Source organism: Shimia abyssi (assembly GCF_003014475.1).
GTDB lineage: Bacteria > Pseudomonadota > Alphaproteobacteria > Rhodobacterales > Rhodobacteraceae > Shimia > Shimia abyssi.
In genome coordinates, this window is the sequence record NZ_PYGJ01000007.1 from 142,596 (window position 1) to 157,136 (window position 14,541).

Sequence of the window (14,541 nt, forward strand, 5' to 3'; positions counted from 1 at the left end):
ACGAGTCGCGCCAACGTCGTTTGAGGACCGGGTATGGACAAGATCCAGACACTTGCCGAATTGCTAGGCATGCTGCGCAGAAGGTTTCTTCTGTGGGCGTCGGTCATTTGTGTCGGCGTGCTCATCTCTTTGTACTACGTGCTGCAATTGCCGCAGCAATTTGAAACGTCTGCCACGATCCAGATTGAACAGCCGCCCATTCAAACCAGCGATACCTCGGCCGGGGCGCTGAATGCGGCGATGCTGCAAAAGTTGCAGATCATCGAACAACGTGTGATGGCACGGGACAATCTGTTGGCGATCATTGACAAGTTTGCGCTCTATGCAGATGCGCCGGGACTGTCCGATACGCAGAAAGTAGGGCTGTTGCGCGAGGCGTCACGTGTGAGACACATCACCAACCCCGATTTCCGCTGGCGGCAGGACATTTCCCCGTCGGCGTTGTTGGTCACGGTTCGGATGAACGACCCTGTGTTGGCGGCAAATGTGGCCAATGAACTGGTCAACAACGTGCTGGAACAAGACGAAATGCGCAGCTCTGCGCGAGTGCGCGAGACGCTGAACTTCTTTGAAAGCGAGGAGCGCCGCATTTTGAATTCAATTGCGATCCTTGAAGACGAGATTGCCGAGTTCAAACAGGAAAACGCCGAGCTACTGCCCGGCGGAGTCGAGATTCTGCGCACGCGAGTCGCCGATTTGCAGCAGATCGAGCTGGAATTACAGCGCGAGATAGTATCGATTCAAGACGGTCGCGGCAGCAACAATACGTCGGTACGCGCGCAGCAGGTACGCCGTCTTCAGGAAGAGCGCGAGCTGTACCGGCTTGAGATCGCGGAAATCAGACAGGCTATTGCGGACTCGCCGCGTGTTGAGCAGCAATACAATCGCCTGCAACGCCAGTTGCAGAAGCTGGAAGACCAGTTTGCCGCGATCACCGTGGGCAAGGCTGAGGCCGAAATGAACCACATGCTGGAAACAAGCAGCCAGGTCGATAGTTTTGCGGTGTTGGAAAAGGCGTTGCCACCCGATTGGCCTATTGCGCCATCGCGCAAGCGGGTACTGGGCATGGGCGGGTTGATGAGCGCCGTTGTAGCACTGACACTGGTGTTCTTGGCGGAACTGCGCAGCCCCGTGATCTGGACGCGATCTCAGTTCGAACGACAGCTGGGTATGCGCGCGGTTGTCGCCATTCCGGTGATCGAGCAAAAACGAGAGCGGAAATCCCGTCTGGTGCGTTCTGGGTTTTCACTGGCCGCGCTGGCCGCCGGGTTTACTGCACTGGTGGGCGTCATCTTTAAGTTCGCTCGCTGAGGACATTCTGGGCTGCGCGGCTGTTTCGTGGCGCCGTGATCTTTGTGTGCGCGTGCCTGCCATTTAGGCGGGAGGCGACACAGCGCCGCCGCCAAAGGCTCATCAAGAATTCGGCAAATTGGCTGATTCATGGATCGAATATTCAGGTCATTCATGGCGAAAAAATTCTCTCGGTCCAAATCAGCGCCAAATCGACGCCACAATTCGGCCTCAATTCGCGATTTAGCGACCTCTTTTCACCGAATCATTAGCCGATACATGTTAGTGCCGAAACTGGTCAGCCGCATGGAGTAGAAACAATCGGAGCCGTGGTGATAACACTATTTCCAGATACAGATCAGTAAAACCAACATTAACGGCTTCTTTGAACACCTTCTATTCTTTGACAAAAAATTGACACATGGTTAATTGTTATTTTTCAATATGTTACGCAAAGTCACCGTAAAAATACGGTGGATTTTTCGGAAATTGTGTCTAATGTTTGTTCTTGGGTGGGCGCTTCTTTGAGAGGAGCACCGGAGAAACGAAGTTACGACTGCTTATGCAGATGTCCCTGCTGCCAGGGTTATCATGAACAGTCAAAAAAATGGCCTCTGCAAGAAATGCAGGCGCCTTCAGGTTGGCCTATGGCCGCCAATAGTAGCTACGACTCTATTGCTGCTTTTTGAGCATTTGGGGATGACGCCAATGGCGATCTATTCGCTTAAAGATTTCGAAGAGGCGTATGCGATCATGCCGCCTCGGGAAGGTTTCTATCGCAGCTATGTCAAACGCGTGTTTGACATCGGTTTTGTTGTTGCCATCGCGCTGCCCGTCGCATTTGTTGTAGCGGTGCTGGCGCTGATTATTGCTGCGGATGGAAAATCTCCGTTTTACCTGCAAAAACGCGTGGGGCGAAACGGTAAGACATTTAACATGATCAAGCTTCGTTCGATGGTGCCGAATGCGGAAAAGGAACTCCGAGCACATCTGCGCGCCAACCCAGACTTACGTCGGGAATGGGACGAAAAGCAGAAGCTGAGCAACGATCCGCGCATCACGAGGATCGGCCGGTTCATTCGCAAATCGTCCTTGGATGAGCTACCGCAGTTCTGGAATGTGCTGCGTGGTGATATGTCTGTTGTGGGTCCGCGCCCGATGATGGTAGATCAGACCCAGCTTTATCCTGGTACGGCTTATTACGCGCTGCGCCCCGGTATCACTGGGTTTTGGCAGATTTCAGAGCGGAACGAATGCAGCTTTGCCGAGCGGGCGTTGCATGACACGCATTATCATCGCGCGCTGTCCTTTGGCACCGACCTGACAGTCGTGATGCGCACGGTGTTTGTGGTCGCTGCGGGAACCGGCGTCTGACGCAATCGGGACGGCGCGCAGATCTCGTGCGCGCCGTGATCTGGACCTCTAGCCGTCGCACTTGTGTTGCAATGCCGGCTCAGGTCAGAAATCCGGCTCCCACTTCTGCAATTGCGCCCTATAATGTGCCTATTCGGTTCGTTTCGTAAAAAGGTCGCGCCACATGCCCAACGCATTTGCAAGCCTGATGCTGTTGCTATGGCCCGTGGTCGCGTGGCGTCTGTTTGTGGCTTTGCCGCCGGGCCGGGCGCTAATCTGGTCGTTGCTGGGCGCTTATCTGCTGCTGCCGCCGCCGCCTGCCAATTTTGACTTCCCATTGATGCCAGCACTGGACAAATCCTCGCTGCCAAATCTGTCGGTGCTGCTGATCATTGTCTTTGTGCTTGGCCTGAAACCCAAGCTGTTGCCTGAGTCTTGGCCAGCGCGAGTGCTGATTTTTGTCTTTGTGCTGTCCCCAATTGTGACGGTTTTCACAAATCCAGAGCCGCTGATTTTTACGGAAACATTTATTCGCGGCTTGATCCTTCAGGATGCGATAGCCCAGCCGATCAACCAGTTCATTACGCTGATCGGCTTCATGCTGGCGCGAAATTATCTGCAAACCCGAGAGGATCAGCGCGACCTGTTGATCGCCTTGTTGATCGCCGGGTTGGTCTATTCCCTACCTGTGTTGCTGGAAGTGCGTCTGAGTCCACAGCTTAACAACTGGGTGTATGGGTATTTCCAACACCTGTTTTCCCAGACCATTCGCGGCGGTGGCTATCGCCCGATGGTGTTCCTGTATCATGGGATCTGGCTGGCTTATTTCATGCTGACGTGCCTGTTGGCGGCGATGGTTCTCGTGCGGGGGGATGACGGCGAAAACCGCATGAAATACCTGATCGCGGTGCTTTACTTGGCTGTTGTTCTGGTACTTTGCAAAACGCTCGCGACATTGGTTTATGCAGGGGCGGCGGGTTTGGTTATCATGTTGTTCAGCACAACTATGCAGATGCGGATCGCTGTCGTACTTGCCGCTATTGCCTGTCTTTATCCAGCGCTTAAATCGGCCGATCTGGTTCCGACAGACGCACTTGTGGCGCGCGCAGAAGCGGTATCGCCGGATCGCGCACATTCGTTGGCCTTTCGGTTTGAGAACGAAGACATCCTGTCAGAACGGGCATCTGAAAAGCCGTGGTTCGGGTGGGGGATCTGGGGGCGCAACCACCTGCACCACCCCAAAACGGGGGCGATTACGTCGGTGTCGGACGGGTATTGGGTGATTGCATTGGGGACATGGGGCTGGGTCGGTTTTATCGCGCGGTTCGGTTTGCTGTCGCTCCCCATTTTCCTGCTGTGGCGCCAATTGGCGTTGGAACGCAGCGACGCAAAAAAACGCTCTCGTCGCAGTGCCACCTATACAATGCGCGGCGGTGCCCATGCCAATACCGAAGCTGCATTGGTTGATGTTTCACCTTTTGTTGCGCCACTTGCGGTGATGCTTGGTTTCAATCTGTTGGACTTTTTGCCAAACGCGACGCTCACGCCGGTGACGTGGATTATTTCGGGGATGTTGCTGGGGCATGTTGAATTGTTGCAACGCCAACGGCGAGAGGCGCGCACACCCAACACGTTGCGCACGTTCATGCCGGGCAAAAAGCGCACTGTGCTGTGAATGGCCCCTATTGTGTGCGCGTACCAATCACACGCGCTGGTACACCCGCCACCACGTCTGACGGCGCGACCGATTTGGTCACAACCGCATTGGCTCCAATTTCGGCATGGTCCCCGACGTGGATCGCACCCATCACCTTGGCCCCTGCCCCGACATCGACGTGCCCGCCCAATTGCACCGGACCGGCCAGCGTCACCTGATGCATCAGCTGGCAATTGGGGCCAATCTCAGCGCTAGGATGCACGATGATGCCGTTGGGATGTGGCAGGCGCAGACCGCCGCCGATCTGACAATTGAGGTGCAGTTCAGATTGCGTCACCAGTGACCAGAACCAATGCACTGCCACCCAGTATTTAGACGCAAAACGCGCCACGAGCCCGCCACGATCACGCGCGGATTGATAACGCCGGATGGATCGCAAAAGTTTTGGCCCCGGATCCCAAAAGCGGCGCACATCTTCGCGCGACCAGTCCGGTGTGCTTGCCGATATCTGCTGTTGATCTGTCACGCGCCGCCCTGCCATCAAATTGCCCTGAAATCGTTGTCGCAAAACCTCTGTTGTTTCGCAACTTTACTCTGCATTCGGCTTACCCTTGATGCGACGCGCGCCGCGGTGTTTTGCTAAGGCGCACCATGACAGAAACAGGATAAACCGGCCCATGCGCCAGACCGCCAGCCAAAGCTCTAAGCCGTCACTGCCTGCGCCACACCGGGCAGAGATCGATGGGTTGCGCGCCATCGCCGTGCTGGCCGTGGTGCTGTATCATTTTGGTATTCCAGGGCTGCGGGGTGGTTTTGTTGGAGTGGACATCTTTTTTGTCATCTCAGGTTTCCTGATTGGCGGCATTCTGTGGCGCGAAAAGACCGCGACAGGGCGGCTGTCGCTTGGTCGGTTTTATATGCGCCGTATTCGCAGGTTGGCCCCGGCCTATGTGGCGATGTCGGTGGCGGTGCTGGTTGTAGGCTGGATGGTGTTGTTGCCGTTTGACTATCGCGAAACTGCCAAGGGTGTGATCGCGGCAACGGTCTATTTGTCGAATGTTCAGTTCTTTCGTCAGTCTGGGTATTTTGACGGCGCGGCTGAGGACAAAGTGCTGTTGCACACGTGGTCTTTATCGGTAGAGGAACAGTTCTATCTGTTCCTGCCTTTGGTCTTTCTTCTTTTTTCCAGGTCACGCCGCGCGATGATTGTTGCGCTGGTGGCACTGTTCATCGCCTCGCTGCTGAGCGCCATTCCGATGACCAGCCGATCACAAACAGCCGCATTTTACCTGTTCCCTTTCCGCGCGTGGGAGCTTTTGGCAGGTGTGTTGCTGGCCATCTGGGGGCAGGAACGCGCCAGCGACTGGCGTGTCGGACCATGGGCGAGCTGGCTAGGGCTGGTGCTGATCCTTGGCGGGATTGTGTGGATTCAACCGGGCAACGCGTTTCCGGGCTGGCAGGCAATGGTGCCGGTTCTGGGCACCGTTTTACTTTTGGTGAACGGACAAGACGACAACCCGGTGAACCGGGTTTTGTCGATGCGCGGGCCGGTGTGGATCGGCTTGATTTCTTATTCTCTCTACCTGTGGCATTGGCCCGTTTTCACGCTGTCGACCTATGTGCGCGGCGCATATGGCGTGTTGGAAACGGGCGTGTGGGTTGGTCTGAGTTTTGCGCTGGCGTGGGTGTCCTGGCGGTTCGTGGAACAACCGGTGCGCCGTGCGCGCGACCTGTCGGGCACGGTCTTGCTGGGCGGGGCGACGCTGGCTTCGCTTGTGTTGCTCGGAGCGTCGGCCTTTGTGTTTAAGGCGGACGGGGTTGATGGTCGGTTTGGGCCGGCGGCAGAGGTGCATATTGCGGCATCCAGTGATTTTCTTCAGGATTTCTCGCGCTGTTACGTGCCCGCCGAGGGCCCGTTTGAGGGTATCGAAGTTTGCCCGATTGGTCCAGAAGGACGCGCGCCGCGTGTCTTGATCTGGGGCGACAGCCATGTGCGCGCGTTTTACGAAGGCCTGGCGCAAGCTGCCAACGAGCATCAGCGGGCTGGGCTTGTGATCTGGCGGGCGGGTTGTGCGCCGGTGTTTGATTTGGAAAAGGTCGAGAACAGCGCCACAGACGTGCAAAACCGCGCCTGTCGGGCGGCAAACGACCAGATCCGCAGCGCATTGGCAGGGATGCCAGAGTTGCGCGACGTATTGTTGATTGGGCGGTGGGCCTATTACACGACTGGAACGGGCACCGGGAATGACGTTCATAACACAATTTCGCTGAGCAGTACCGCTGGGCTGGATTTTCCGCAGGATCAATTGTTTGCAGAGGCGATGGGCGCAACGGTGAACGAATTGGCGCTGCTTGATCGCAGTATATACGGCCTGCGCCAGCCACCAGAGATTGCGGCTTATAAAGCCCCTGAGATCGCCCGCGCGCTGGCCCATCGCCGGGTGCGCCCGGAAGAGGCGCGCGAGCTGGGCCGCGTGACGCTGAGCGATGCGCGAAGGCGGGCGAAAAGCGGCGATGCCGCGCTGGAACTTGGCGGGGCGCAAGTGATTGAGACCTGGGATTGGTTTTGCGACGACTTCCTATGTGACGCGGTGCAAGACGGGGTTGGGTATTACTTTGACAACAACCACGTGACAAACGCCGCCGCGCGAAACATGCGCCGGATATTTGACGCCATATTTGAGCAGGCGCGGCCATGAGTGCGCCCCAAGATCAGGTTTGGGATGTGATCGTGATCGGCACCGGGATGGGAGGTGGTACGATTGGGCGTCGCCTGACCGAACGCGGCTTGTCGGTGTTGTTTGTTGAGCGTGGACCGGCGGGTTTGCGCGCCGAGGAACATGGGCTGGATGCGGGGGTTTGGGATCCGCAGGCGCGGATTGTGCGCGGGTTTTGGCCGGATCAAGTTCACGCAAAGGTGGATGGGGTCGAGGCGCGGTTTTATGCGCCGCTTGGGGCCGGGGTTGGTGGATCGTCGGTGTTCTATGCCGCCACGCTGGAGCGCCCGGAGCCGCATGATCTGGATGACAGCCCAGGGATGCCGCACCCGACCGGAGGTTGGCCGGTATCCTATGATCAAATGCGGCCCTATTTTGAGGCAGCGGAGCGGATGTATCACGTCAGTGGCACTGCGGATCCGTTGGGTGAAAATGGTGGACTGCCAATTGGGCCAGAAATGCCTTCGGCGGATCGGGCGTTGTATGACGCGATGCAAAAGGCCGGGTTGCACCCCTATCAGGGGCATATGGCGTTGCGGCATTTGGACGGGTGTCAGAATTGTCTGGGGTCAAAGTGCCCGAAGGCGTGCAAGATGGATGGGCGCTCAGCCGGGGTGGAGCCTGCGCTGGCAAGCGGGTGGGCGCAGCTCATCGACCTCTGCGAGGTCTCTTCGCTGCGCAGCGAAGACGGAGAGGTTGTTTCTGTAACTGCGGTGCGGGATGGCGCGCCATTACAGTTGCGCGCGCGGGCCTATGTGTTGGCGGCGGGCGCGTTGAGTTCCCCACGGCTACTGATGGCCTCGGGCATTGGCGACGGGCCGGTTGGCCGTAACCTGATGTTTCATTTATCCGAGATGTTCGCGCTGTGGCCCGGACGGGCACATAAGGGTAGTGCACCGACTAAGGCGCTGGCGTTTCGGGATGTCTATCGCAGCAATTCCATACGATATGGTATGGTGCAGGCGATGGGGATCGAGGCACGCTATGGCGAGATCGTGCATTACCTGAACATGGCCTTTGATCGCTCTTGGTTAAGACGGTTTCGCGGGTTGCGACAATTGACGCGCATACCGGCGGCGCTGGCGGTGAAGCTGTTTGGTGAGGCCAAGATTTTTGTCGGGATACTGGAAGATCTGCCCTATGAAGGAAACCGGGTAATGTTTGATCCAGACAATCCCGACATGCTGGCGTTTATTTATGACATTGCCCCGGAACTCAGGGACCGGCGGCGCGGGTTTCGCAAGGGAATCCGCAAGGCGCTCAGAGGGTTGCGGGTTGTCTTTTTGGGCACAGGGCCGGATATCAACTATGGCCATCCGTGTGGAACTTTGCGGTTTGGGAGTGATCCAGAAATCAGCGTTCTGGACGCAGAATGCCGGGTGCATGGGGTCGCGAACCTGTGGGTGGCGGATGCGAGCTTTATGCCAACATCAATGGGCGTGAACCCCAGCCTGACCATTGCGGCAAATGCGTTGCGGGTTGGGGATGCGGTGGCAGACCAGTTGATTGGAGGGAATATGCGATGACCAAAACCATACGGACTGGTATGGCAATGGTGACGGGCGCTGGCTCTGGCCTTGGGCGCGCACTGGCGATTGCATTATGCGCCAAGGGGCAGCGCGTGGCCGGGCTTGGCAGAAGGGCCGAAGCGCTGGACGAAACAGCCGAGCTTGCGGGGGATCTGTTCACGGGCATTCCGGCAGATGTAGCGGATTGGGCAGCGGTTGAGGCCGCTTTTGGTCAAATTCGCGAAATCGCGCCGGTGTCGATCCTGATCAACAACGCCGGGGTGTATCCGCATCGCGACATTCTGGACGAGAGCGCTGCGAGCTTTATGCAGACTGTGGACGTAAATCTGGGCGGCATGGTTGCCTGTACCCGCGCGGCGCTGGAGGATATGAGCGCGACGGGACGTGGACGAATTGTGAATGTGTCGAGCTTTGCCGACATTGCGCCAGCTCCCTGTGCAGCGGCTTATAGTGTCTCAAAAGGGGCATGCACGATCTTTTCCCGTGCTTTGGTCGCGGATCTGGGGGATCGGTTGCCTGACATTGTGGTCAGCACATGGATGCCCGGCATGTTGGCAACCGAGATGGGGCATCCGGACGGATTGGCCCCGGATGTGGCTGCGAACTGGGGGGCGGCACTGGCGCTTTGGCATGAGAGATCGTTGAACGGTGCTGTGTTTGAGATGGACCGGGAGGTATTGCCGCCGCGAGGCCTTAAGGGGAAGATTAAGGATGCAGTGTTAATGCGGCGACGCGAGGCGCGACGGATCGCGGTCTAAGATGGTTGCGTAAACGGCTATTTTTTGCGCAGCGCGAGCGCGTTGACTGTAAGCCGTGGCAGGATCGCGAAACACCGTGCATAGCGCCCGGCAAGGCGAGCCGGGTTGCTGAGCAAACGCCAGAGCCATTCCATCGCGATACGCTGCACCCATTCGGGCGCGCGGTTTTGATGACCAGATAGGAAATCGAGGCTGGCCCCGATACTGGCAAACCCCATCTGCGGCGTGACCACGCGGCCCCGCGCGGCCAGAGCCTCTTGTTTTGGGGCGCCAAGTGCAAGAAACGCCAAGCGCGCACCGCTTGCGGCGGCGTCGCGCAACACGGTGTTGGCAGCGGCGCTGTCCGGGTCAAACCCCATGGGCGGGGCGATTTTGGCGGCAATCTCTAGCCCCGGAACCCGCGCCACAAGCGCCGCGCCTGCTTTGTCCAGCGCATCGTCAGTCGACCCGATCAACGCAATCGAGACATTGGCCGCGGCGGCCATCTGGGCCAGAGGCACGACGAGATTGGCACCGGGCATCAAGTCGACGGGCCGATGCGCAAGACGGGACAGCCAAACCACCGGATTGCCGTCAGCCACGACAAAATCCTGTGCCAGATATGCAGCGGCAAAGTCGTGGTCTTGTCCCAGTTTCACGAGATGATCGAGGTTAAGCGTGGCCAACGCAAACCCCTCACCTTCGGTAAATCGCGTATCCACAGCCGCGCGCAACGCCGACATTGTTGCGATGTTGACTGCAACCGGCCCCTCTGGGGTTTGGAATTCCACGGCGTGCTCTGCCCCTTGTTTTGGCGTGACACTAACATTTGCATGCCGCAATGCCACAAAATTTCCTTTGAAATCCCTAGGCTCTGGCGTGGTTGGTCGTATACTTGGGCCAAAGCCGGCTGGCAAAAGGCAATTTGACGTGAGTGGCCCCTTGAAAAACTCTGTTTCGATTATCGGATGCGGCTTTGTCGCGGATTTGTATATGCGGTCTTTTGCACAGCATCCTGAGATTGCGATTACACAAGTGCACGACCATGATCCTGCACGGCTGGACGCGTTTGCGAACCATTGGAACCTGCGCAAGGCCGAAACCATAGAGCGGTTTTTTGGCAATCTGCCCAAAGGGTCGGTCGTGCTGAACCTGACCAATCCGGGGTCGCATTACGACGTGACGCGCGCCTGCCTTGAGGCGGGACATCATGTCTATTCGGAAAAACCAGTGGCGACTGCCATGAGCAATGCATTGGCATTGCACGAGTTGGCGGCGCGTAATGGCTTGATGCTGGCTTCGGCCCCCTGTTCGGTGTTGGGTGAGGCGGCGCAGACGCTGGGCCATGCGATCCGCAATGATGTGTGCGGGCCGGTGCGGCTGATTTATGCCGAGCTGGATGACGGGTTTATCCCGCAGGCACCTTATGGCGATTGGAAGACCGAAAGCGGCGCGATTTGGCCCGCGCGGGATGAATTTTCGGTGGGATCGACGCTGGAACATGCGGGGTATTACCTGACCTGGTTAATCGGCATGTTTGGCAGCGTGCGGCGCGTTGTGGCGGCTTCGGCGGAAACGTTGCCGGATAAGCCTGTGACTGGCACGCCAGATTTTTCGACAGCGACGTTGTTCTTTGAAAATGGCGTCGTGGCGCGCCTGACCTGTTCGATCACGGCGAGCCATGATCACCGCATTCGCGTGTTTGGCGACAAGGGTGTGTTGCAAGTGAAACAAGCGTGGGACAATGACGCGCCGGTGCGATTTCACCGTCGGTTCGTGCTGAGGCGGCGGCTGGTGGAGCATCCGGTGGGCAAACGTGTGCGGCTTGCGGGGCCAACCCACCCAAAGGTGGACCGCTGGGGCGCGGCGGCGATGAACTTTGCGCTGGGACCGGTCGAGATGCTGGCGGCTTTGAACGAAGGGCGGGAGAGCCGTTTGTCTGCGGATTTTGCGCTGCATCTGAATGAGGTAACCTTGGCGATGCAGTCGGCGGGTGACGATGCGGGCGCGCAAGAGATGACGACGCGCTGCGCACCGTTGGACCCGATGCCGTGGGCCTCATGAACGGGCCAATTGTCGTCACCGGCGCGGCGGGGTTTATTGGCAAACATACGGTTACGTATGCCGTAGCTGAGGGGCTGCAAGTCAGGGCGGTTGTACGCAGCGACGCCGGGCTGGATGGGGCCGAAGTGTTTCGGGCCGATATAGGTACGGACGACTTGAGCAACGCCTTTGCCGGGGCGGGCGCGGTGATTCATGCGGCGGCGACGCTAGCCGGGGATCATGCGCGCGACACTGTCGCGGCAAGCCATGCAGTGGTTGCGGCCGTGGCAGCGGCGGAGGTGAAGCACATGGTGCTGGTCAGCTCGCTGGCGGTTTATGATGTCGAAACGCTTAAGGATCATGACACGCTGGATGAAAGCTGCCCGTTGGCGGCGCGCGGGCGGGATGCGTATTCGGCGGCCAAACTTGAGCAGGAAGCGATTTTCCAGACAGGCGCGGAACAGCACGGGTTTACCCTGACCATCCTGCGGCCCGGTGCGGTTTATGGGCCAGGGCGGCTGTTTAATGCGCATATTGGGCCGGGGCTGGGGCCGGTTTTGGCGATGATCGACGGCGGCGGCAAGGTGCCGTTGTGCCGGGTTGATCTATTGGCGGCCTGTCTTGTGCGCGCAGCACTCGCACCAAACGGGGTGGAGGTGATCAATATATTTGACGATGCTCTGCCGGATCGAGATCATTTCCTGAGCGCATTTCGCGAAACCGGCTGGCCCAAGCTGGCACTGCATGTACCGTTGGGATTGGCGCGGCTGGCCGTGCGGATCACGCCAAACGGGCCGCGTATGCCGGGGCTTTTCAACCGGTCAACGCTGGAAGCGCGCCACAAGCCATTGCGTTATGCCAATGCGCGGATGCACAATCGCTTGCAACCGGTCACAATGATGCCTTTTGCCGAAGCTATGGAGCGGGCAATTGAGATGGAACGAGGCCAGACAACGTGAGCACATCAGATCAACCGATTGCCTATCTGACCGGGGAATACCCCCGCGCGACGGATACGTTTATTCAACGCGAGGTGGCCGAGCTGCGCAGCCATGGCCGCGAGGTTCTGACCTGTTCGGTGCGGCGCACGGGTGATGCACATATGGTCGGAGAGGAGCAAAAGACCGAGGCCGCGAACACATTCTACATCCTGTCAGCGGCGCGCCCGTTGCATTTGATGGCCTGTCATTTTGGCGCATTGCTGCGCGCGCCAGGGCGGTATTTTAAGGCGCTGTGGCTGGCGATCAGAACGTCACCCGGTGGCATCAAGGCGCTGATTTTTCAACTCTTTTACTTTGCCGAGGCTGCGGTTCTGGCTGCGCATCTTCGCAAGAACAAAGTACGCCATCTGCACAACCACATCGCCAAGTCATCCTGTACGGTGGCGATGCTGACCTCGGAAATGTCGGGCATCCCGTTCAGTTTCACGCTGCATGGACCGGACATTTTCTTTGCCCCCGATCACTGGCGGCTGGACGAAAAAATAGCGCGGGCGCGGTTTGTGGCCTGTATCAGCCATTTCTGCCGCTCGCAGGCGATGTCGTTTTCTGCGCCAAAACATTGGGCCAAGCTGCACATCATTCATTGCGGCGTGGACCCCGACAAGTACTTAAACACAGAGCACCCGATGGGACATAACCTGTTGTTTGTTGGCCGTCTTGCACCGGTCAAGGGTCTGCCTATCCTGCTGCGCGCGCTTGAGGGGTTGGTGGAACAGTTTCCCGACCTGCATCTGACGGTGATTGGCGACGGACCGGGACGGGCCGCGCTTGAGTCGCAGGTCGAGGCGGCACGTTTGACCAAACATGTGAGTTTTGCCGGGTATAAATCCCAATCCGAAGTGGCCGAAGCGCTGGTGGCGTCGGATTTGTTTGTACTACCAAGTTTTGCCGAGGGCGTGCCAGTGGTGTTGATGGAGGCAATGGCGGCCTCGCGCCCTGTGGTCACGACCCATATCGCGGGTGTACCAGAGCTGGTCACGGACGGTGCCTCTGGCCTGTTGGTATCCCCCGGCGATCCCGAGGCGCTAGCCCGTGCAATTGCCAAGATCATCGGCAACCCGTCGCGCGCCACGGCGATGGGCATCAGTGGGCGCGCCAAGGTGCAATCGGCCTTTGACGTTTCTAAAGAGGCGTTGCGGTTGGGCGCGTTGCTGGATGAGGGTGCACAGTGAGTGCGGTGACCGCCATTGTGATTGGGCGCAACGAGGGCGCGCGACTGGTGGCGTGTCTACAGTCTCTGACCCAGCAGAATGTGCCGATTGTCTATGTCGACAGTGGCAGCCGTGATGGCTCGGTGGATGCGGCCACAAGCGCAGGGGCGCTGGTGGTGGAGCTGGACACGCAGCGCCCGTTTACGGCCGCGAGGGCGCGACAGGCCGGAGTGGACGCGCTGCGCGAAAAAGGGGATTTGCCGGAGTTTCTGCAGTTTGTGGATGGCGATTGTGCCGTGGTGCCGGGGTGGATTGACGCGGCTGTGGCGGCGCTCAGCGGCGACACGCGGCTTGGGCTTGCTACAGGCTGGCGATCTGAGATCCATCCGGAGCGGTCTGTGTATAATGCGCTGTGCGATTTTGAGTGGCACGGACCGGCGGGCGAGATCGATGTCTGTGGCGGCGACATGATGGTACGCAGCGCGGCGTTTGAAGACATTGGCGGGTTTGATACGGTTATGATCGCCTGCGAGGATTTTGATTTCTGCCTGCGCATGGGCAAGGCGGGCTGGGGATTGCGACGGTTGCCCCAGGACATGACACGGCACGACGCCGACATGACGCGGTTTTCGCAATGGTGGCAACGTGCAGTGCGCGCAGGCCATGGATATGGCGAAGCCGCGGCACGACATCCGGGGAGATTTCGACGGGAACTGTTGCGGGCGTGGGTTTATGGCGCGGTTCTGCCAGTGTTGGGGCTGGTTGGATTGGTCGCAAATTGTTGGCTGTTGGCGGTGGTACTGGCAGCTTATCTGCTGAATTTTATACGCACATCCAAGGGGTTGCAAAATGCTGGACTGTCCGCACAGGCGGCACGGGCGCATGGGGCGCTGATTACATTGTCAAAACTACCCAACCTGTTGGGGCTGCTCAAATATTACCGGCGCCGCATGACCGGACAGGACATGCGCATCATCGAATACAAATAACGACCGAGGGTCAGGACCCTTAACAGTTTCGCATTCGCGCCATTCTTTTGACGGCTTTCTCCTGTTATGATGCG

General features: G+C 58.4%; 12 protein-coding genes. 10 read left to right on the forward strand and 2 right to left on the reverse strand.

Annotated elements, in window-relative coordinates; genetic code table 11:
• Window positions 1–33: 33 nt before the first annotated feature.
• From CLV88_RS12715 to CLV88_RS12730, 3 genes are all read left to right on the forward strand, one after another.
• Complete coding sequence (locus CLV88_RS12715; protein WP_106608782.1) at window positions 34–1,311, forward strand: GumC family protein; 1,278 nt, start codon at window positions 34–36, stop codon at window positions 1,309–1,311.
• A gap of 687 nt (window positions 1,312–1,998) precedes the next feature.
• Window positions 1,999–2,664 carry a sugar transferase gene (locus tag CLV88_RS12725; RefSeq protein ID WP_106608823.1) on the forward strand — a complete coding sequence of 222 codons (666 nt, stop codon included), beginning with the start codon at window positions 1,999–2,001 and terminating at the stop codon, window positions 2,662–2,664.
• Window positions 2,665–2,827: 163 nt separating this feature from the next.
• Window positions 2,828–4,318, forward strand: a complete 1,491-nt coding sequence (locus tag CLV88_RS12730; RefSeq protein WP_106608784.1) for a hypothetical protein — start codon at window positions 2,828–2,830, stop codon at window positions 4,316–4,318.
• 7 nt (window positions 4,319–4,325) lie between these two features.
• Here the strand turns inward: CLV88_RS12730 and CLV88_RS12735 are convergent, their stop codons facing one another.
• Window positions 4,326–4,841, reverse strand: a complete 516-nt coding sequence (locus tag CLV88_RS12735; protein ID WP_106608785.1) for a serine O-acetyltransferase — start codon at window positions 4,839–4,841, stop codon at window positions 4,326–4,328.
• A 136-nt stretch (window positions 4,842–4,977) separates the two neighbouring features.
• Between CLV88_RS12735 and CLV88_RS12740 the strand changes: the two genes are divergently transcribed.
• From CLV88_RS12740 to CLV88_RS12750, 3 genes are read left to right on the forward strand one after another with little or no spacing between them, the layout of a single operon-like run.
• Window positions 4,978–6,999 (forward strand): acyltransferase family protein, encoded by a 2,022-nt coding sequence (locus CLV88_RS12740; protein WP_106608786.1) that lies wholly within the window; start codon window positions 4,978–4,980, stop codon window positions 6,997–6,999.
• Complete coding sequence (locus CLV88_RS12745; RefSeq protein ID WP_106608787.1) at window positions 6,996–8,543, forward strand: GMC oxidoreductase; 1,548 nt, start codon at window positions 6,996–6,998, stop codon at window positions 8,541–8,543. The genes CLV88_RS12740 and CLV88_RS12745 overlap by 4 nt, the downstream gene beginning before the upstream one ends.
• The gene (locus tag CLV88_RS12750) at window positions 8,540–9,304 is read left to right on the forward strand and encodes an SDR family oxidoreductase (RefSeq protein ID WP_106608788.1); all 765 of its coding nucleotides are present in this window, start codon (window positions 8,540–8,542) and stop codon (window positions 9,302–9,304) included. The genes CLV88_RS12745 and CLV88_RS12750 overlap by 4 nt, the downstream gene beginning before the upstream one ends.
• 17 nt (window positions 9,305–9,321) lie before the next feature.
• Here the strand turns inward: CLV88_RS12750 and CLV88_RS12755 are convergent, their stop codons facing one another.
• Window positions 9,322–10,074: a WecB/TagA/CpsF family glycosyltransferase gene (locus CLV88_RS12755; protein WP_243403659.1), complete on the reverse strand. Its 753-nt coding sequence runs from the start codon at window positions 10,072–10,074 to the stop codon at window positions 9,322–9,324.
• A gap of 151 nt (window positions 10,075–10,225) precedes the next feature.
• Here CLV88_RS12755 and CLV88_RS12760 point away from each other — a divergent pair, with 151 nt between their 5' ends.
• Genes CLV88_RS12760 through CLV88_RS12775 form a run of 4 tightly spaced genes read left to right on the forward strand, consistent with a single transcriptional unit; the run spans window position 10,226 to window position 14,467 of the window.
• Window positions 10,226–11,347, forward strand: a complete 1,122-nt coding sequence (locus tag CLV88_RS12760; protein WP_243403660.1) for a Gfo/Idh/MocA family protein — start codon at window positions 10,226–10,228, stop codon at window positions 11,345–11,347.
• Window positions 11,344–12,285, forward strand: a complete 942-nt coding sequence (locus tag CLV88_RS12765; protein WP_106608791.1) for an NAD-dependent epimerase/dehydratase family protein — start codon at window positions 11,344–11,346, stop codon at window positions 12,283–12,285. The genes CLV88_RS12760 and CLV88_RS12765 overlap by 4 nt, the downstream gene beginning before the upstream one ends.
• The gene (locus CLV88_RS12770) at window positions 12,282–13,499 is read left to right on the forward strand and encodes a glycosyltransferase family 4 protein (RefSeq protein WP_106608792.1); all 1,218 of its coding nucleotides are present in this window, start codon (window positions 12,282–12,284) and stop codon (window positions 13,497–13,499) included. Before CLV88_RS12765 ends, CLV88_RS12770 begins: the two co-directional genes overlap by 4 nt.
• On the forward strand, window positions 13,496–14,467 hold the full coding sequence (locus CLV88_RS12775) for a glycosyltransferase family 2 protein (protein ID WP_106608793.1): 972 nt from the start codon (window positions 13,496–13,498) through the stop codon (window positions 14,465–14,467). Before CLV88_RS12770 ends, CLV88_RS12775 begins: the two co-directional genes overlap by 4 nt.
• Window positions 14,468–14,541 lie beyond the last annotated feature (74 nt).